An 18,960-nucleotide genomic window follows, 5' to 3' on the forward strand; every position below is an offset into this window, starting at 1 on the left:
ATCTTACCCATGTTGAGTCAAAATCAGCATGTTTGGTGGGATTAGGCGTTAGGCTTGGCTTTTTTTATGCCCGTATCTCAGTCAGCTATATATAGATTTCATATTGTTGTTGCTGCTTAATTTAGACAGCAATATAACGGGTTATCATGAGCCTATTTATCATGAGTCTACTTATTATTAGTAATGAACAAGTGATTAATTTAAAAGGATATTTTTTTGAGTAATTTTACCACGTTTACTGATTTGCCACTTTCAGCACCGACCTTACGTGCCGTAAGCGATCTAGGTTTTACGGCATTGACGCCCATTCAAGCACAAATATTACCGCATACCTTGGCAAATCAAGATGCTATTGGACAGGCGCAGACGGGTACTGGCAAGACGGCAACCTTTCTATTGACTATTATGGAAGCCTTGCTTAAACGTCCTTTTACTAATGATGAAGAGCGTTATTTGGGTGAGCCACGCGCAGTGGTTATGGCACCCACTCGCGAGCTTGCTCAGCAAATATTTGATGATTGTATCGCTTTGACCAAATATACTTCGCTACACAGCGTTTGTATTATGGGTGGCACCAATTATGAGACTCAGCAGCATGAGCTTGAGCGTCAATATGTCGATATTTTAGTCGCGACACCTGGTCGTTTGATTGATCTTGCCAATAAGGGCATGGTTTATTTAGATCGAGTGGAAGTACTGGTGTTGGATGAAGCAGATCGCATGCTGGATATGGGTTTTATCCCTGACATCAAGCGTTTGGTCGGTCGGATGCCAGCCAATACAGACCGTCAAAGCTTACTGTTTTCTGCCACCTTTAACCAAGATGTGATGAATCTAGCCTATCGCTGGTTGCATGAGCCGCAGTTTGTTGAAATCGAGCCAGAACATAAAACTAGTGAGTTGGTCGATCAGCACTTTTACTTACTGACAGAAGATCAAAAATTAGAAGCGTTGCAGCGTATCATCAGTGATACGGCAGTGGATAAAGTGATTGTCTTTGCCAATCGTAAAGACCAAGTCAAGCGTCTCTATCATAAGCTGCGTCAAGCACATAAAATTGTGATGTTGTCAGGCGATGTCATTCAACAAAAACGCGAAAAGTATTTACAGCGTTTTAAAGATGGTCATGCTTCTATCTTGGTGGCAACTGATGTCGCAGGACGCGGTATCCATGTCGATGATGTTAGCCACGTGGTTAATTATACCTTGCCTGATCAGCCAGATGATTACGTGCATCGTATTGGTCGTACGGGTCGTGCTGGACAAACAGGCATCAGCATTAGTTTTGTGAGTGAAGATGATGCTTTTAATATACCAGCGCTAGAGAAGCATTTAGATACTAAGTTTACCCTTGAGCAGTGGCAAGAGTAGTGATTTATAAGCCGTCAGTTCTACTATAGTGTGCAGCTGTCGGAATCATAAAAGCCCTCAACATCATGGTTGATGTTGAGGGCTTTTTTATATGGCAGATTTTGATGTTAAATGATTTTATATTTTAACAATATCTATTATCGATGATTCTATTGAGCTTGTTCCATCATTTCAGAATGTTCATCGTGGTTCGTGTTGATCGCGCCGTCACTCATATCATGCATACTATGATCCATACCTTGGGGAGTTGTGCTGTTATCAGTTGGCATCATATTATGGCTGCTGTGATCCATATTTGTATCCATCGGCATATCCATCATTTCTGAATCGCTCATTTGCATATGATCGCCTTGCATATTGGACATATCATGCCCCCCATGCATGCTAGACATTGCTATAGGGACAAACACAACGGCTAAGCCAGATAATACCATGACAGCGCCATTAAGCTGTCTCAAGCGAAAACGTCCAATCTTGTCACGTAACCAACCAACGGTTTCGTGCGTGGCGACTAGCATCGGTACTGTTCCTAAGCCAAACACAAACATGAGTGCAGCACCGCTTAGTGGATTGTGAGCGACCACTGCAAGTAATAATGCACCATAAACCAATCCGCAAGGCAAAAATCCCCAAAGCAGTCCAGCCGTTAATGCTCGCGGAAAGGTATTGAGTGGAAATACTTTTTGACGAAGTGGGCTGAGATATTGCCAAAATCGCATACCAAAACGCTCAAGATTTTTTAAAAATGGTGCGCCAAGCATGGTCACGCCGACGAATACTAACACCAAGCCTAGCAAGATACGTGGCGTACTATTACCTTTCATTAAGGGCTCTAGTACAGTGGTGCCAATCAATCCTGCTATCAAACCCAAAAATGCGTAACTGGTCAAACGACCTAAATGGTAAGTTGCCACAAGAGCACGGCGTTTGGTAGGGCTGACGTCTTTCATCGATAGCCCAAATGCTGTCACCAGACCGCCACACATGCCTAAGCAATGCGGTGAACCAAAAAATCCCATCAGTAGTGCCGCAACAAGTAAAGCGGTGGTCATGGGGCGATTCTCCTAAAAAATGAAAAGCAAACCTACGCATACAATCGGCGTTTAACTAACACTTAACAGTAGGTTGCACAGATAGTACAAGCCTTGATAAGTGGTTATGGCATCCACCTTGTTCAATGTACTCAGTCGTAATATTTGCGCTCGGTTGCCATATATTCACACTTTTAATAGCTTCTACTATAGATAAAGTGGCTCAATGCTAGATTTTTGGCTGTTTATCAAGGTCAGCATGATCGATTGACTCTATATCAGGATGGCTCACCTTATCATCAGCGATTATATCAGTCGCTGTGGTATCGTCATTCTGTGAAATAGGCGCTGAGTAATCATGAGCCTGTATGGTTTGCCGTCGCTCTTGGCGATCATCCAATATGATGCGCTGTGATGCATTGTCCAAATCTTCAAACTGATTTGATTTGACCGCATAGCGTACCGCCCAAATGGCAACCACAAACAGCATGAGACTTAATGGAATTAACAAAAATATACTGAGCATGGTAACTCTCTTAAATAGCATTTTCTTTTATTATTATACACTCATCACAAGTATAGTGGATGACCGGTAGTGATTAGGGTAAGTTCTCAAAAGATATTGAATTGGCTACCTGCTTGTATTGAATTCTATTCGTCAGTTTTTTTTGCTGCGTTACCTCTAGGAGTTAACAGCTGCTGTGAGGTCACGTCGTTGGCATGACGACAATTCATTTGAGGACGTATCACATCGCGTAAATAAGCGGCAACTTCATAAACAGCGCGTCGAGAATGACTTAAGTTTTGCGCAGGTTTCATCCAGTCACGGCTCACTGGTAAAGGGGCGCTAAGTGGTGTGCTATTGATACCGTTTAAGGCAAACTGTCTACGAGCACGTGCCATATGGTAGCTGTCAGTAATGAGATACACATGACGAAGTGGAATACGTTTGGCAGTAAAACGCGCATTTTCGCAGGTATTCATACTGGCATTTTCGCTTATCAGCCCATCAATACCATGCTCAATGAGCCATTGACCAAGCCACGGCGCTTCAGCACCGCTTAGCACAATAGGTAGGGGTAAGTCGTGATAAGCGCTGGCAGCGGTACGGGCGCGGTTGAGGCTGTAGCTATTAAGAATAATTTGATTGTCATGATCATTGGTTAGTCCGCCGCCTAACACCACATAAGCGGTAGGCGGTGAACTCAAGGCAGCAGAGGGTAGGCTGGGCAATGGCAAAAGCGTAAATAGATAAACAATCGCTTGGGAGAACAGCGGCGTGAATAGGCTGATGAGTACTAAAATAACAGTCGTTGAACCAAGTAAAAAGGTAATATTGATAATGCGAAATAGCTTTATCATACGCTCAGCTGAACGCAAGTAATAACGCCATAGTCGCTTAGATAATAGCCGCTTAGACCACATGCTCATCATACCCAATAGAGCCGTCAGTATTTACCCAAACTGGCTCACGCGCTAACTGAATCGCAAATTTTTCATAAACCGTATCGACGATATGTCGTTGGGCATCTGCTACATCATCTTGAGTGGCGTAATAAGGGGCATGATTGGTCAGCACCAAGGCTTGCTGCTGATGGGTGACAATCGGTGCAATACCACCACCTTTCAAGCCTGTCTGTTCAATCAACCAGCCTGCTGCAACCTTTACCATGGCATCAGGCATAGCGTAGCCGACGATAGTAGGGTAGGTCGATTGTAAAGCAGTAAAGTGCGATTGAGGAATAATGGGGTTTTGAAAAAAGCTACCACAATTTGGCAGTTGTTTGGGATTAGGGAGTTTTTGTTGGCGAATATCGATAATCGCTTGCATGATATCCGCAGGCACTGGCTGCGTACGATCGTCTTGCTCGGCATAGCGTTGTGCAACAGTTTGCACATCACCATAGCTGGCTAGGATTTTGGTTGCATCGGTATGTAATCTGAATCCAACACAGCTGATTAGCCAGGTATTAGGCGCACGTTTAAAAATGCTGTCACGATAGCCAAACTCGCAGTTGGCAGCTGTGAGATGATGCCAAGTTTGAGTGGGTAAGTGATAGGCTCGTACATACTGTAAGCAGTCTTCTAGTTGGACACCATAGGCACCGATATTTTGTACGGGTGCCGCACCAGTTAGCCCTGGGATTAGTGCCAGATTTTCTAGCCCATACCAACCTTGACTGACCGTATATACCACCAAGTCATGCCAGTTTTCACCTGCCATTACTGCGATATCGACGTGGCTATCTGTCTGAGCGGTTAGGCTGATACCGCGCATTTGGGGCTGCAATACGATAGCATTCAGATGCGCTGGCAATAACACATTACTGCCGCCAGACAACACAAATAATGGCTTATTTTGCGCTATGTCTTTTGTATAATTTGCCATAAAATCGTCAAGCTGTGCTTCAGCCGTCAGTGTCACGACAGTATCCGCGACACAGGCTAAGGACATGGTATTACCATGTGACAAATCGACTAATTCACGGGTCAATAAGCTCGCTGGCAAATCAGTGGTCATGGCAAATTGAGTACTAGAATCCAAGTGTGAAACTGAGGTCATAACATAGCCCATGTGGCAGATAGATAATGGATTACACAGTGTTTATTATAAAGGATGAAAGACACAAAGGTGGCAGAAAGTTAGCTTTATCGTTAGCAAGCTTTCCAGCTTTCAATCCACGCTTGTGCGCTTGACTCAATACGCTCAATTACCTCTTCAAAGTCATCGCCATCGCCTTTATAAGGATCTGGCACATCGTCGCCGCCATAAGTAGGATCTTCTTCACTAAATAAAGCCAACTTGGCCAAATTATCTTCTGTCTCTATCAAGCTGTCTTTGATGGCTTGTAAATCAGCTAAATTCTGTGTATCCATCGCTAGAATTAAATCAAAATTACGAAAGTCATCGGCACTGACTTGGCGAGCGACCAGTTTATTGATTTTATAACCATGCGCTTTTGCATGGCGTTGCGAGCGAGTGTCGGGCGCATGACCAATATGCGAGTCACTCGTTCCTGCTGAATCTACTTTGATTGACAATCCAGCAATCGCTGCTTGCTGACGAAAGACTTCTTCAGCCGTTGGTGATCGGCAAATACTTCCCAAACAAACCAATAATACAGAAGACGGAGTACAGGTTTTCATCAGCATAATATGACCTTGTATAACAAAAAAACATGCTATAAGAGATCGGCATGTTAGTGCGGCTTTTATTAGCATGCAATTAATTAAGTAAATCGGCTGTCAGCGTAACGGTTAATGCCTTGAATGGCAAGAGTAGAAGCTAAACAATATGGTCATCTGTTCACGAATTTTCGATGATATTATTTATAATCTAAGGTCGCACTTTGACCAGCTTATTCTTGTTTGTGCTTAAAGCGTTGAAGGTCACGGCGCTCTTTTTTGTTGGGTTTATTATCAGGCCGTGCAAGATTGGCAAGTTTGCGCTGCTCAGCATGATAAGCGCGGCGCTCTTTGCTTTCTTCAGTCTCTGAATACAAGACTTCAGCAGCGAGCGCATTACCACGTTGCGCCGTTAGTGCTTCAACGACGACGGTCTTTTCAGTCATGGCAGTGGCTGAGCCTTGACGAATCTGTAGTTCATCGCCAATCATAATCTCTTTACTGGTCTTTACGCGGCTACCCGCATAATGTACCCGTCCGCTTTCGATGGCTTCTTTAGCAAGGTTGCGAGTGCGATAAAATCGTGCTGCCCACAACCACTTATCGAGACGCATACGCACGACATCAGGTTGGCTATGGTTAGGCTGATTGTGGTTTTTGTTGTGTTTACTCATCAAAACCTCATCGATATCCATAAAGTAAGATAATAATAATGGTGGCTTTTTTGCAAATTGAAAGAGCCCTGCGCTATCGAAATGTTTAAAAATAGATTTTTATGGTAAAGAGAGAAAGTCTCGTCTTAGCCATTATTCTGATTGGCAACTTTCATAGCCATTTCTGCCGCATCATTTGTCTTTAATTGCGATAAACCATTAATCACACCTGTGATATTTTCTACGGTTTTATTTTGGCTTAATTTAAATTGGGCTTGTATAGAATCGATGGCCAGCTTAAAGCCAATAATCCCTCGGCACATAGCATCGATATAAGTAGCAGGTGCCTCATCTAATGACCAAGGATGGTCGGATAGCACCTCTTGCTGCGCAGTCATGGTTGCTAATATCCATTTCAGCGTATCGGCGTCTTCAAGCAGCTCAATTTTGGATTGAATATGAACACTTTGATAGTTCCAAGTGGGCACTTCTTTATGGGTTTTCGCTTTGCTAGGATACCAGTTGGGGCTGATATAGTGTCCAGAATCTTGAAAAATAATTAACCACGCAGTATCTGGTAAGGTGTTTTGATAAATAGGATTTTTACGACCGAAATGACCGTAAAGACAGCCGTGCTGAGCATTAGAGTTAATATCAGAACCAACACCAATAGCAACACTAGCATCAGGCATAAAGTTATCGTTATGCCAGAAGAGCGGTATATGGCAGGCTTCGATGCCATCTTTGGTTTGAGCAACTAAGGTCGCTAAGGGGTTGGCTGCGATAAACCCAATGATGTTTTCTAGGTTTTCTTCGGAAAAAATAGCAGGAGTATGCATGCTGTTCTCAGTTTATATTTGATATAAAATCAGCGACACCACTGCTGCTCACATGGGATACCATCCATTTTGGTATTCGTGCAGTGTTGTACAAAGTAAGTGGCTTCTGCGCATGACGTCATCTGAGAGCAATGCTTTCTGCCATCACAGGTAAATCTCGATGCTGACGACGTGAGTACTGGTTTTACTGTCGAGACTGATGTTGACGTTGCATCTGAATCGACGTACGTTGGCGGTATGTCATCCAGATCAGTTGAGGTAAAAGCGGCGTCAATTGAAGTATCAGTCGCAACGTCAGCGATAGGGCTACTGGTCGTGTTTTTAGGTTGCAGCATCTTATAACCCAAAAGTGCTAAAACCAGTAATAATACAAAGATCAATATCTTTTGAGTCACGGTTTACCACCTCATCATGGTCGCTATGAATTAATGAAAGCTACCAATGCATAATCACTGTTCATTCATCAATGGCGGCTTTTTAGTGATTAACAAACAGCCATTGATGGATTGATAGTCTATTTTTATTTCAAAAATAATTGATAACCAATATTGTCATTGAGCATGGTGCAGTCATAGCCGATATCGAGTAACGCGTCTTGTAATTGACGAGAATTACCTTCAGACGCTTGTAAACCGACCAATACGCGACCTTCAGCAGCACCATGATTGCGATAATGAAACAAAGTGATATTAAAGTCATCACCCAGTTTTTCTAAAAACTTCAGCAATGCCCCTGGACGTTCAGGGAAAACCACACTTAATAATTGCTCGTTTGCAACATGCGCATGACCACCAATCAAATGGCGGATATGTGATTTGGCAATATCATCATCGGTCAAATCATGAGCTGTATAGCCATCAGCTGCCAATTGCGTACGAATGGTTTCGCGCTCTTTGTCGCCTTCTTTTAGCGCGATACCGACAAATATTGCTGCAGGTTCCATAGAGTCAGGTGATTTTTTACTATCTGCGCGGTAATTAAATTCAGTGATATTGCGTCCATGTAAGCTACGGCAGAAATTTAAAAAAGCGCCTGTCTGCTCAGGAATAGTCACACCAAAGATGGCTTCTTTTTTCTCACCAATCTCAGTACGCTCAGCGATATAACGTAGGCGGTCAAAGTTCATATTGGCACCGCAAATGATACCGACGCAGTTTTTACCTTGTAGATTATGGGCTTCGATATATTTTTTCATACCAGCAACGGGTAACGCGCCAGCAGGCTCAACGATACTGCGATTTTCTTCAAAGATGTCTTTAACCGCCGCGCATACTTCGTCATTGGTACAAGTCACGACTTCAGGCTCGACTAAAGGACCTGATTTATCACTCTTTTGCATACGGACAATTTCAAATGGCAATTCGCCGATTTGAGCAACTGCCACGCCATCGACGAACAGTCCAACTTGCTCAAGCTTAACGCGCTCATTGGCTTCAAGCGCCGCTTTAAGAGAAGCTGATTGCTCTGCTTCTACCGCAATCACTTTGACATGCGGCGCAACTTCACCTAAGAATGCCGCGACACCTGAGATGAGACCACCACCGCCAACCGCGACAAACACATAATCCATATTGCGCCATTGCTGAGTTAGCTCAAGACCAATGGTACCTTGTCCGGCAATCACCAATTCATCATCGTAAGGTGGAATAAAGGTCAGACCTTCTGTTTCAGCGCGATTGATTGCATAACGGTTGGCTTCATCGAAGCTATCACCATACAAATCGACATTGCCGCCCAGTGCTTTAACGGCATCGACTTTAATGTCAGGGGTGGTGGTCGGCATCACGATGATATTGTTTAGGGCAAGTTTACGGGCGGAGTAAGCAACCCCTTGTGCGTGATTACCTGCTGATGCACAAATGACGCCGCGTACTTTTTGCTCATCACTTAACTGACTAATTCGATTATAGGCACCACGCAATTTAAAGGATTTGACCGGTTGCAAGTCTTCGCGTTTAAAACGAATGTCATTAGCAAAACGTTGGGTCAGCTTGGGTGCCGCTTCAAGTGGTGTTTGAATTGCCACGTCATAGACGGTGGCTTGCAAGATGGCTCGTACCCAATGTGACAGCATAATGTTCCCTAATAAAAAGTGTGGATGAATAGAAAAATTAAATAGATTAGCCTATGCTGATTTTAACGGTCTTGCAAGACCCTATTGCAGTTTTTGCAGCGATTTCAATTTTTGATGAAAGATAGGGGGGGGTATCTCAATATTATTTAAATAAAATATTGAATTATTTCCATATGTCTGTATTATTGGAAATATGGAAATAACTAATGCTATCGCCAGCTTTGCTGCGCTCTCTCAAGATACTCGTCTCAAGGCCTTTAGGTTGCTCGTCAGCCAAGAGCCCGTTGGTCTGCCAGCAGGTGAAATTGCTCGTCAACTGTCTGTGCCACATAATACGATGTCAGCACATTTATCGGTGCTGGCTCGTGCAGGGTGGGTGGTGTCTCAACGGCATAGTCGGCAGATAATTTATCGCGCCTCACTGTCACATATGGAGGAGGTTATTCAGTTTCTATTGCAAGATTGTTGTGCAGGACATCCAGAATTATGTGCGTCTCTTATGGACAGTTTGAGCGGATGTGAGCGTGCTAAACCTGCTGATGCAGACAGTCTTTCAAACAATCAGTAAGCCCATACCTGATTTAATAAATCTCTTTACTACTAGGGCGTGTCCTCATTTTTAGCTCATTTAGTCAATTTTTTTAAGATTGAGGACATACCCTAAGAATATTCATAAATATAGGTAAAATTACTATGACATCACTAATTTTTCACAATCCAAAATGCGGTACGTCTCGCAATACATTGGCCATCATGAAAGCATCAGGCGAAAATCCAGAAGTGATTGAATATCTTAAAACCCCGCCAAGCCGTGATTATTTAGTTGAGCTGTTGGCAAAGATAAACCTTTCACCAAGAGAGCTGTTACGAAGCAAAGAGCCTGTCAATGATGAGCTAGGATTAGACAATTCTGAACTGTCTGACGATCAAATCATTGATGCGATGATTGCCCATCCCATTTTAATCAATCGTCCTATCGTGGTCACCAATAAAGGCGCGGCATTATGCCGCCCCTCAGAACGCGTATTTGAATTATTAGAGAATCCTGTCAGTAGCTTCACTAAAGAAGATGGGGAAGTGGTTTATCATGGCAAATAACACAGCAGATTTAGATGTAGTCGATTTGGGTGATTTGCCCAATATTGATGCAGACAGTATACAGCCTATCGATATTGAGTCTTTAATTGGTACACATGACCCGCGCCATGCGCCAAGAATATTGGTGCTATATGGCTCTCTACGCCAGCGCTCATTCTCTAAACTGGCCAGTGAAGAAGCGAGCCGTCTATTGCGTTGGTATGGTTGTGAGGTTCGAACTTTTGATCCGACGGGGTTACCATTGCCTGATGCTGCTGATGCCGATCATCCAAAAGTACAAGAGCTGCGAGAGTTGGCGCAGTGGTCAGAAGGTATGCTGTGGGTGAGCCCAGAGCGTCATGGCAGTATGACCAGTATTATGAAAGCACAAATTGACTGGATTCCATTATCATTAGGTGGTGTACGTCCAACCCAAGGCAAAACTTTGGCAGTGATGCAAGTCAGTGGTGGTAGCCAAAGCTTCAATACGGTCAACCAATTGCGCATTCTGGGTCGTTGGATGCGGATGATTACCATACCTAATCAGTCCTCTATTCCTAAGGCCTTTTTGGAATTTAACGACGATGATCGTATGGATAAGTCTCCTTTATATTTACGTCTCGTGGATGTTTGTGAGGAGTTAGTGAAATTCACGTGGTTGACTCGTGGACGCTCAGCTTATCTGACCGATCGCTACTCTGAACGGGTAGAAAGCACTGAAGAACTATCGAAACGCGTCAATCAAAAATCACTCTAATGTATCCTCTCATCATTCATTTTCTAATACTTGCTCTTACATAATTGTTCTTATAATAATTAAGCCTAAAAAGGTTACCCAATGCTGGCATTAACTATCTTTATCGTGACTTTGGTTTTAGTGATATGGCAGCCCAAAGGACTGGGTATTGGCTGGAGTGCAATGGGTGGTGCGTTGATAGCCTTGGCTTTTGGCGTGGTAAAGCTCTCCGATATTGGCATTGTGTGGGACATCGTTTGGGATGCGACTTTTACCTTTGTAGCGCTTATCATTATCTCGCTTATCTTAGATAAAGCAGGATTTTTTGGCTGGGCAGCATTGCATGTGGCTAGGCTAGGCAATGGGCAAGGACGTTTGCTGTTTCCTATGATTGTGATTTTAGGCGCGTTTATCTCGGCGTTTTTTGCCAATGATGGGGCAGCATTGCTACTGACACCGATTGTCATCGCTATCTTACTGCGTCTCAAATTCTCACCACCATCTGCTTTGGCTTTCATTATCGCAACAGGTTTCATTGCTGATACCGCAAGTCTGCCGTTAGTCACTTCTAATCTGGTCAATATTGTTAGTGCCAATTATTTTGACATTGGTTTTGGCCGTTATGCAGCAGTGATGATACCGGTCAATATTGTTTCTGTATTGGCGACGCTGGCCGTATTATGGGTGGTCTATGCGCGGCACATTCCAAAACACTACTCCATTGCTGATTTGAGTGCGCCCGAGTCTGCGATTGAAGATCCGCTGGTCTTTAAAGTGGCCTTTCCACTGCTCGCGTTGCTACTTATTGCCTACTTTACGACTGAGTCATTGGGCATTGCCATTTCCTTGGTGACAGGAGTGGCGGCGTTACTGTTAATGGCTATCGCAGGTCGCTGGTGGCAAGGGGGTCGTGATGCCATTGTTTCTGTATCCGATATCCTGCGTCAAGCACCTTGGCAAATAGTATTATTTTCCATCGGTATGTACTTGGTGGTTTATGGCTTGGGAAATGCAGGGTTAACAGCCTATGGTGCTCAAGTATTGAATTGGCTAGGGCAGCAGGGTACGGTCATCGCAACAGTAGGAACTGGATTCCTCTCTGCTATTGTAGCCTCTGTTATGAATAATATGCCGTCTACTTTGGTTGGTGCACTGGCGATTGATAGCGCGCAAGTACCTGCTGCCACTCGAGAGCTCATGATTTATGCCAATGTGATTGGTAATGATTTGGGGCCGAAATTCACACCTATCGGTAGCCTTGCGACTTTATTGTGGCTCCATGTATTGGCAGAAAAAGACTATAAAATCAGTTGGGGGCAGTATATGAAGATTGGACTGCTCATTACCCCGCCCGTACTATTGGTCACGCTACTGGCTTTGGTTGTTTGGTTGCCTTATCTGTCTTCATTTTAAAATTTGAATCAATGTCAGCGTAATAGCCACGCTAATCGCAAGACATTCATTAAACTCATCGGGTATAATGGCGGCGCATTTTACCTTTTTACCCTTTACTTTTTTTAAAGCGATACGTTTATTTTGCCAAGGATTTATGATGAGTGATCAGCAAGCACAAAAGCAAGCCGCAGCCAAAGCGGCTCTAAGTTATATCGAAGATGACATGATACTTGGAGTAGGTACAGGCAGTACGGTCAACTGTTTGATTGAATTATTGCCAACTGTAAAGCTTGCTGGCGCGGTGGCTAGCTCACAGGTCACTGAAGACAAACTTCGTGCCCTTGGTATTGAAATCGTTGATTTGAATTTTGCTGGTACGCTTGATATTTATATCGATGGGGCAGATGAGGTCAATGAGCATTTGCAATTGATAAAAGGCGGCGGCGGCGCGCTCACTCGTGAAAAAATCGTGGCAGCGGCTTCTAACAAATTTATATGTATGGTTGATGAGAGCAAAAGCGTTGAGGTGCTAGGTCGCGAGTTTCCTGTTCCGATTGAGGTACTGCCGCAAGCACGTTCTTATGTTGCACGGCAATTAGCCCGTATGGGCGGTGAGCCAGTTTACCGCGAAGATTTTGTGACTGATTATGGTAATGTTATCTTAGATACTTATGATTTGGATGTGAGTAATCCAATAGAGCTTGAAAAAGAGCTGAATAATATCGTGGGTGTGGTGTGTAATGGTATATTTGCAGCCAATCAAGCTGATGTATTGCTTAAAGCAGGTAGTAATGGTGTGACGACACTTATTCGTTAAAAAATACTTACTCGTTAAAAATCGGTTAAGCAATGGCTTGTTATTAATCAGAAACGAAAAAGGCAGACCACATTTAGTGTGGTCTGCCTTTTTCGTACTTACTCTTCCATAAATAGGTTATGGCTATATTGTTTAAAGTTTGATTTTGTCTTTTAACAAAAATTCCATCAAGGCTTTTTGCGCATGTAAGCGGTTCTCTGCTTCATCCCATACCACTGAGCGTGGGTCGTCAAGCATATCATGAGAGATCTCCTCACCACGATGCGCGGGCAGACAGTGCATAAATACCACTTCAGGATCGGCTTTGTCCAATAGCGATGGCGTTACTTGATAAGCGGCAAAACGGCGCGCACGAGTGTTTTGTTCAGACTCTTGTCCCATGCTTGCCCATACATCGGTGACAATTAAATTTGAATCTTTCGCGGCTTCTTGTACGTTTTCGACAATACTGACGCAATGCGAGAAGCGTTTCATCAGCTCAGGGTCAGGCTCAAACCCATAAGGCGCAGCAACGCGTAGCTCAAAGCCAAACTGATGGGCTGCTTGCATATACGATGCACACATATTATTGCCATCACCAACCCAAGTAACGATTTTATTTTCGATACTTCCACGGTGCTCATAATAGGTTTGCATATCAGCCAGTAGCTGGCAAGGATGAAATTCGTCAGTTAAAGCATTGATAATGGGCACACTTGAGTATTCAGCAAAGGTCTCAACTTTTTCGTGACCAAAGGTACGAATCATGATGATATCGACCATGCTCGATATGACACGAGCGGAGTCTTCTAGCGGCTCACCACGCCCAAGCTGGGTATCATTTGGCGACAAAAAGATAGCACTACCACCAAACTGACCCATACCCGTCTCAAATGAGATGCGCGTACGGGTTGAGGATTTTTCAAATATCATGCCAAGCGTACGACCAACAAACGGCTGATATATCTCGCCTGCGTGTTGCATCTTGCGCAATTCGCTAGCGCGTTTTATAAGGTTTTCTAGTTCTTGTTTGGTTAAATCAGATAAGGTCAAAAAATGGCGCAAACTCATAGTAATCCTAGCAGTCGATCGCAGTCAGTGAAACGTCATCAGTCTTTAATAGCATCGCGTCAGTGCGTATACTGGGGTGACAACAAACTTTTAGTATAGCGCAATTAGGCTTAATGTAAATGTCCAATTTGCCGTGATTTATAAGTCTGGCAAACAGACATTACATGAACAGTGACGAGGTCAGCATAATTATACTTGTATGCGATTTGGGCGAATGCTTAGGCGGCATAGTAGCTCATAGCTAATCGTACCTGCATGTGCGGCGACTTCATCGACGTGCGGGGCATCGCCCCACAGTATTACTTTGCTGTCTAACGCAATGTCTTTTGGCGCGGTACTGACATCAATGACAATCATATCCATTGCCACGCGTCCAATGACTGCGCATCGGTAGCTTTGATCGTTGGCAGTATCTATAACAGTGACATAGGCTTCATCGCTGATGACACGAGGGTAACCATCACCGTAGCCGACACTCACCAGCGCTGTTCTAGTGTCTTTCTGCGCTGTCCAACGACTGCCATAGCCAATAGCATTGTCTGCCTGAACTGTTTGCAGAGCGATAATTTGTGCGCTGAAATCCATCGCTGGCTGTAAGTCTAACTCATGCGCGCTTTTATCAATGACAGGGGCGCTACCATATAAAATAATGCCGGGACGTACCCAATCATAATGATGCTCTGGAAAATTGACGATACCGGATGAATTGCATAATGAGCCTTTGATATCGTTGCTAACAGTCTCTTGCAAAGTGCTTAATACATCTGAAAAACGTTGAATTTGCATTGAGTTTAATGGATGAGTGTTGTCATCGGCATTAGCAAAATGCGTGGTTAGTATCAGCTGATATCCCGCTTCATGCAGACGCTTAGCCGCTGCCATAACACCTTCAGCGTTGAAGCCTAGACGGTTCATACCAGTATTATATTTAAGCCAAACCACTCTGGTCGCACTATTAGCTGGTGGAATATTGTCGAGTGCCCACTGCAATTGCGGCGCATGGTGAATCACGCAGCTAATATCATGCTCAATGGCTTGCTGCCACTCATTATCGGTAAATGCCCCTTCAATCAAACCAATCGTTTTGTCCCAGCCTAACTGCCGAGCTTCTAACGCCTCAGTCAAGGTCGCAACACCAACACCGTCTGCTTGTTGCAATGCAGGCAATACCGCTGCCACGCCATGACCATAAGCATTGGACTTGACCATGGCCAGGACTTTAGAGTTTGGTGCCATTTTCTTAACTTGGTTTAAGTTGTGAGTAATGGCTTGTGGTTTGATTGTGATAGTACGCATAATTGGCTTCTTTATAAGTAGAATTATGAAATTATAAAGCCAGTACTGCATCAATTGGGCTAATGCAGCACTGGCTATTTTATTAAAAACTATTTGTTCGCTTATGATTAAGCTTTAGTCTTTATCAGGCTCAGCTTTATTAGGCTAAAATTTTATAAGATTGATTACTCGTCGTTCTCGAAACTAACGTTTTGATAGTATTCTGGTGTTAGGTTAATAAAGCGGGTAAATTGCCCTTCAAAGCCCAAACGTATGGTGCCGATAGGGCCGTTACGCTGCTTACCAATAATGATTTCAGCCACGCCTTTGTGGTCTGTATTCTCATTATAAACCTCATCACGATAGATGAACATAATCAAATCGGCATCCTGCTCAATCGCACCCGATTCCCGCAAATCCGACATGATAGGACGCTTGTTAGGGCGGTTTTCTAGACTACGGTTAAGCTGCGACAAAGCGATAACAGGGCATTCAAGCTCACGTGCTAAGGCTTTTAAACTACGAGAAATCTCAGAGATTTCCCCAACACGGTTGCCATCTAGGTTTGGCACTTTCATCAACTGGAGATAATCGACGACGATAGCGCCAAGCTTGCCATCATGATTTTTGGCGATACGGCGGCAGCGTGAACGCATCTCAGAGGGTGGCAGCGCTGTACTATCATCAATATAGAGATGCTTTGATTGCAAGTGCTGAATGGCGTTCATCATTTTTGCCCATTCATCTTCATTCATTTGCCCAGAACGCAGATGCGTCTGATTAATCGCGCCCCATGAGGACAGCAAACGCATGACGATAGACTCAGCAGGCATCTCCATCGAAAACACCACAACAGGCAGATCTTCGTTAAATAAAATCCCTTCTGCCAAGTTCATGGCAAAGGTGGTTTTACCCATAGAAGGACGGGCAGCCACGATGATTAAGTCACCTGCCTGCAAGCCTTGGGTTTTATTATTCAACTCAGCAAACGGCGTCTGTAAACCAATCATGCCATCGGGATTGGATTTTAGCTCTTGAATCTTATCAATAACGTTGGTCAAAACAGCAGTAATGCCCACAGGTCCACGCTGTTCAGCGCGTTTGTTATGCTGCTCATTGATGCTAAATATCTTACCCTCAACACTGTCTAAAATATCACTGACGCTCTGGTCTTTAGGATTATAGGCGAGCGTGAGCATCTCATTGCCAGTCGTAATCAGTTGGCGTAGAGTAGATAGTTCACGGACGCGCTGAGCATAGGCGGTCAGGTTAAACAAGGTCGCAGGGCTTTGGCTCAAAATATCTGCCAAGTAGCTATCGCCGCCTGCACTTTTAAGGAGTTTTTGTGCTTCTAGCCAGTCGTGTACCATGACCGTATCATAGGGTTCGTTGACTGCTGCTAAATGAGCAATAGCATCAAAAATATACTGATGTCGCCCTGCATAAAAATCATCTTTGGTAACGATATCAGCAATCTTGTCGTACGCCTCTTCGATACTCATTAAGGACGCGAGCAATGCCTTTTCAATGTCGATATTGTGCGGCGGTGTCTGATTGAGTAAGTCGTCGGTTTTTTCGTTGTCTGCCATGATTGCCTAATGTGTCAAAAGTCGATATAAAAGAGGGTATAAATGGGTATGTGACATCAGGGTTTCATTGGGTGCTGATACAGCAAATAAAACGCCACGTGCCACTATAATTGAAGTACCAAAACCTGAGCTCGGTTTTGACTGGTAAATGCTATAATGAAAAGCGAAAGTTTAACACATAATAGGCTTTTTTCGTCACCGATAGACAACTATCTATTCTAGATGACGGTTGTAATAAGTAAAAAATCATCTATACAATATAAGTGTCAGTACTTATTTTTCCCATAAAAAATACAATAAAACTCACGACTCAATATAAATATAAAGGCGTAGTTACAATGCAAGATATACAAAAAAAATTGCCATTATTAATCACAACTGGTGAGCCTGCTGGTATTGGGATGGATATCGTGCTGCTATTAGCGGCTGAGGGTAAATTGCAAGATTTTGAACGTCCAATTTGGGTCACTGCCGATAGCACCGCTATGACAAAGCGCGCAGATGAGTTGGTTGCAGCTGATGTATTGAAAAATCCTCCCATCTGGCAAACTATTGATATCGATATTGATATCGATGCCAATGACTTTAATCTTAACGTTGTAGAGCAGATGTCGCAGCCAGATACGGACGTGGATAGTTCTTTTATTCTGCTTAATATATCTTGTGCTGAGCCAGTTTTCTGCGGACAAATTAACACGCACAATTCAGCAATGGTCGCTAAGCAGTTAGACATTGCCCATCAGTTGGCAACCAACAAGATAGTGGCGGCTATCGTCACTGGACCATTGCAAAAGTCTGCATTGATAGAAGCTGATATTAAGCTATTAGATGGCACGATGTTTAGCGGTCATACAGAATTTTTTATGCAGCAAAGTGGCTGTGATAAAGTGGTTATGATGCTCGCCAATCAAGCCATGAAAGTGGCGCTTGTTACCACTCATTTACCGCTAAAAGATATCCCTGCTGCAATCACGTCTGACAATGTACGCCAGACCGTACAAATTGTCGTCGATGAGATGAAAGCAAAATTTGGCTTAACGCAGCCACGTATTTTAGTCTGTGGTCTTAATCCACATGCAGGCGAGGGTGGGCATTTAGGCGTCGAGGAGATTGAGATTATCAATCCAGTGTTGCAAGAGTTCATCGATGTAGGCGTCGATATATCAGAGGCGATGCCAGCGGATACTTTATTTACACCCAGACATCTAGCCAACTGTGATGCGGTGATTGCTATGTATCATGATCAGGGGTTGCCGGTGCTGAAATCACATGGTTTTGGTGATACCGTCAATCTTACTTTAGGACTGCCGTATATCCGTACCTCGGTTGATCACGGCACGGCACTAGACTTGGCAGGAAGCGGCGGGGCGAGTGCGACTAGCTTATATCAAGCACTATCAATGGCAAACGAGATGGCAGATAAATCGCTTATTAATAGACCGCTTGCATAAGTCGGTGCCTTAGCGACATTTATCACGCAGTATTTATTGGTTAGCTTTATCGTAAATAATGACCATTTATAAATCATTGAACATACCCTGATATAAGTGGTTCCATTATACAAAAATTCTATTACTCGTCATCCAAGCAAAGAAGATGGAGAAGGTTTTGGTAATTAGATCACTTATACTACTTTTGTTTCTTTGCTTAGCATCAGCTTGTAGTAGTGAAGTAGAACAACCATTCAGTTTGGATTACCTATACAGTGCAGATCCTACAGCTGATGCTCTGAAAGCTATTTCGAAGGGTGATTTACACGTTTATGCCACTTACAGTGGTGGTCCCTACACTCCCGAAATAAAGCGAGGGTGCGTTAGCGATGAAAATATTGTTCCAATAAGAGGAACGTCACATGGATATGAAACTTATAAGCAGCATCAATTCAATACTTCAGTGGATTTATACGCTAAATATTATAATTTTCAAA

At 43.6% G+C, this 18,960-nt stretch carries 18 protein-coding genes and 1 pseudogene; 7 read left to right on the forward strand and 12 right to left on the reverse strand.

Translation table 11 applies throughout. The features are described from left to right. Window positions 1-216: 216 nt before the first annotated feature. Complete coding sequence (locus tag JFC08_RS04330) at window positions 217-1,371, forward strand: DEAD/DEAH box helicase (RefSeq protein WP_045452864.1); 1,155 nt, start codon at window positions 217-219, stop codon at window positions 1,369-1,371. Window positions 1,372-1,520: 149 nt separating this feature from the next. Here JFC08_RS04330 and JFC08_RS04335 read toward each other — a convergent pair whose 3' ends face one another. From JFC08_RS04335 to ilvA, 9 genes and pseudogenes are all read right to left on the reverse strand, one after another. Then, window positions 1,521-2,423 (reverse strand): sulfite exporter TauE/SafE family protein, encoded by a 903-nt coding sequence (locus tag JFC08_RS04335; RefSeq protein ID WP_198329840.1) that lies wholly within the window; start codon window positions 2,421-2,423, stop codon window positions 1,521-1,523. A gap of 208 nt (window positions 2,424-2,631) precedes the next feature. After that, on the reverse strand, window positions 2,632-2,928 hold the full coding sequence (gene ccoS, locus JFC08_RS04340) for a cbb3-type cytochrome oxidase assembly protein CcoS (RefSeq protein WP_198329841.1): 297 nt from the start codon (window positions 2,926-2,928) through the stop codon (window positions 2,632-2,634). Window positions 2,929-3,053: 125 nt separating this feature from the next. Then, window positions 3,054-3,827, reverse strand: a complete 774-nt coding sequence (locus tag JFC08_RS04345; RefSeq protein ID WP_198329842.1) for a YdcF family protein — start codon at window positions 3,825-3,827, stop codon at window positions 3,054-3,056. Continuing rightward, a complete protein-coding gene (murB, locus tag JFC08_RS04350; RefSeq protein ID WP_198329955.1) occupies window positions 3,817-4,923 on the reverse strand; it encodes a UDP-N-acetylmuramate dehydrogenase in 1,107 nt (368 codons plus the stop codon). The genes JFC08_RS04345 and murB overlap by 11 nt, the downstream gene beginning before the upstream one ends. A gap of 134 nt (window positions 4,924-5,057) precedes the next feature. Beyond that, window positions 5,058-5,555: a low molecular weight protein-tyrosine-phosphatase gene (locus JFC08_RS04355; RefSeq protein WP_198329843.1), complete on the reverse strand. Its 498-nt coding sequence runs from the start codon at window positions 5,553-5,555 to the stop codon at window positions 5,058-5,060. A gap of 206 nt (window positions 5,556-5,761) precedes the next feature. After that, window positions 5,762-6,202, reverse strand: coding sequence for an RNA-binding S4 domain-containing protein (locus JFC08_RS04360; protein WP_198329844.1), 441 nt, complete (start codon window positions 6,200-6,202; stop codon window positions 5,762-5,764). 125 nt (window positions 6,203-6,327) lie between these two features. After that, complete coding sequence (locus tag JFC08_RS04365) at window positions 6,328-7,020, reverse strand: FMN-binding negative transcriptional regulator (RefSeq protein ID WP_198329845.1); 693 nt, start codon at window positions 7,018-7,020, stop codon at window positions 6,328-6,330. Window positions 7,021-7,049: 29 nt separating this feature from the next. Next, a pseudogene (locus JFC08_RS13985) lies at window positions 7,050-7,187 on the reverse strand (cold shock domain-containing protein); the annotation flags it as partial. A gap of 353 nt (window positions 7,188-7,540) precedes the next feature. After that, a complete protein-coding gene (gene ilvA / locus JFC08_RS04375; protein WP_198329846.1) occupies window positions 7,541-9,094 on the reverse strand; it encodes a threonine ammonia-lyase, biosynthetic in 1,554 nt (517 codons plus the stop codon). A gap of 193 nt (window positions 9,095-9,287) precedes the next feature. Between ilvA and JFC08_RS04380 the strand changes: the two genes are divergently transcribed. The 5 genes from JFC08_RS04380 (at window position 9,288) to rpiA (ending at window position 13,119) form a co-directional block, all read left to right on the forward strand. Continuing rightward, window positions 9,288-9,662, forward strand: coding sequence for an ArsR/SmtB family transcription factor (locus tag JFC08_RS04380; RefSeq protein ID WP_198329847.1), 375 nt, complete (start codon window positions 9,288-9,290; stop codon window positions 9,660-9,662). 125 nt (window positions 9,663-9,787) lie between these two features. Continuing rightward, complete coding sequence (gene arsC, locus JFC08_RS04385) at window positions 9,788-10,192, forward strand: arsenate reductase (glutaredoxin) (protein WP_198329848.1); 405 nt, start codon at window positions 9,788-9,790, stop codon at window positions 10,190-10,192. Further along, on the forward strand, window positions 10,182-10,928 hold the full coding sequence (arsH, locus tag JFC08_RS04390; protein WP_198329849.1) for an arsenical resistance protein ArsH: 747 nt from the start codon (window positions 10,182-10,184) through the stop codon (window positions 10,926-10,928). Before arsC ends, arsH begins: the two co-directional genes overlap by 11 nt. A gap of 81 nt (window positions 10,929-11,009) precedes the next feature. Beyond that, window positions 11,010-12,320 carry an arsenic transporter gene (locus JFC08_RS04395; protein WP_198329850.1) on the forward strand — a complete coding sequence of 437 codons (1,311 nt, stop codon included), beginning with the start codon at window positions 11,010-11,012 and terminating at the stop codon, window positions 12,318-12,320. Window positions 12,321-12,459: 139 nt separating this feature from the next. Continuing rightward, window positions 12,460-13,119: a ribose-5-phosphate isomerase RpiA gene (rpiA, locus tag JFC08_RS04400; protein WP_198329851.1), complete on the forward strand. Its 660-nt coding sequence runs from the start codon at window positions 12,460-12,462 to the stop codon at window positions 13,117-13,119. Window positions 13,120-13,251: 132 nt separating this feature from the next. Here rpiA and argF read toward each other — a convergent pair whose 3' ends face one another. The 3 genes from argF to dnaB all read right to left on the reverse strand — a co-directional run bounded on the left by argF (window position 13,252) and on the right by dnaB (window position 17,033). Continuing rightward, a complete protein-coding gene (gene argF / locus JFC08_RS04405) occupies window positions 13,252-14,169 on the reverse strand; it encodes an ornithine carbamoyltransferase (RefSeq protein WP_055124903.1) in 918 nt (305 codons plus the stop codon). 189 nt (window positions 14,170-14,358) lie between these two features. Beyond that, complete coding sequence (gene alr, locus JFC08_RS04410) at window positions 14,359-15,465, reverse strand: alanine racemase (RefSeq protein ID WP_198329852.1); 1,107 nt, start codon at window positions 15,463-15,465, stop codon at window positions 14,359-14,361. Window positions 15,466-15,629: 164 nt separating this feature from the next. Further along, a complete protein-coding gene (gene dnaB, locus JFC08_RS04415) occupies window positions 15,630-17,033 on the reverse strand; it encodes a replicative DNA helicase (RefSeq protein ID WP_087815967.1) in 1,404 nt (467 codons plus the stop codon). A 347-nt stretch (window positions 17,034-17,380) separates the two neighbouring features. On the opposite strand from dnaB, the gene pdxA reads away from it, so the two are divergent. Further along, window positions 17,381-18,484 carry a 4-hydroxythreonine-4-phosphate dehydrogenase PdxA gene (pdxA, locus tag JFC08_RS04420; RefSeq protein WP_198329957.1) on the forward strand — a complete coding sequence of 368 codons (1,104 nt, stop codon included), beginning with the start codon at window positions 17,381-17,383 and terminating at the stop codon, window positions 18,482-18,484. Window positions 18,485-18,960 lie beyond the last annotated feature (476 nt).

Source organism: Psychrobacter cibarius, from assembly GCF_016107535.1.
Lineage (GTDB): Bacteria > Pseudomonadota > Gammaproteobacteria > Pseudomonadales > Moraxellaceae > Psychrobacter > Psychrobacter cibarius.

Bases quoted from the DNA above. Each gene is read 5' to 3' on its own strand.
- ccoS (WP_198329841.1), bottom strand. From the start codon at position 2,928: ATGCTCAGTATATTTTTGTTAATTCCATTAAGTCTCATGCTGTTTGTG.
- arsC (WP_198329848.1), top strand. From the start codon at position 9,788: ATGACATCACTAATTTTTCACAATCCAAAATGCGGTACGTCTCGCAAT.
- ilvA (WP_198329846.1), bottom strand. From the start codon at position 9,094: ATGCTGTCACATTGGGTACGAGCCATCTTGCAAGCCACCGTCTATGAC.
- arsH (WP_198329849.1), top strand. From the start codon at position 10,182: ATGGCAAATAACACAGCAGATTTAGATGTAGTCGATTTGGGTGATTTG.
- alr (WP_198329852.1), bottom strand. From the start codon at position 15,465: ATGCGTACTATCACAATCAAACCACAAGCCATTACTCACAACTTAAAC.
- JFC08_RS04335 (WP_198329840.1), bottom strand. From the start codon at position 2,423: ATGACCACCGCTTTACTTGTTGCGGCACTACTGATGGGATTTTTTGGT.
- JFC08_RS04365 (WP_198329845.1), bottom strand. From the start codon at position 7,020: ATGCATACTCCTGCTATTTTTTCCGAAGAAAACCTAGAAAACATCATT.
- JFC08_RS04380 (WP_198329847.1), top strand. From the start codon at position 9,288: ATGGAAATAACTAATGCTATCGCCAGCTTTGCTGCGCTCTCTCAAGAT.
- dnaB (WP_087815967.1), bottom strand. From the start codon at position 17,033: ATGGCAGACAACGAAAAAACCGACGACTTACTCAATCAGACACCGCCG.
- JFC08_RS04360 (WP_198329844.1), bottom strand. From the start codon at position 6,202: ATGAGTAAACACAACAAAAACCACAATCAGCCTAACCATAGCCAACCT.
- murB (WP_198329955.1), bottom strand. From the start codon at position 4,923: ATGACCACTGATTTGCCAGCGAGCTTATTGACCCGTGAATTAGTCGAT.
- JFC08_RS04345 (WP_198329842.1), bottom strand. From the start codon at position 3,827: ATGTGGTCTAAGCGGCTATTATCTAAGCGACTATGGCGTTATTACTTG.
- JFC08_RS04355 (WP_198329843.1), bottom strand. From the start codon at position 5,555: ATGCTGATGAAAACCTGTACTCCGTCTTCTGTATTATTGGTTTGTTTG.
- rpiA (WP_198329851.1), top strand. From the start codon at position 12,460: ATGAGTGATCAGCAAGCACAAAAGCAAGCCGCAGCCAAAGCGGCTCTA.
- argF (WP_055124903.1), bottom strand. From the start codon at position 14,169: ATGAGTTTGCGCCATTTTTTGACCTTATCTGATTTAACCAAACAAGAA.
- JFC08_RS04395 (WP_198329850.1), top strand. From the start codon at position 11,010: ATGCTGGCATTAACTATCTTTATCGTGACTTTGGTTTTAGTGATATGG.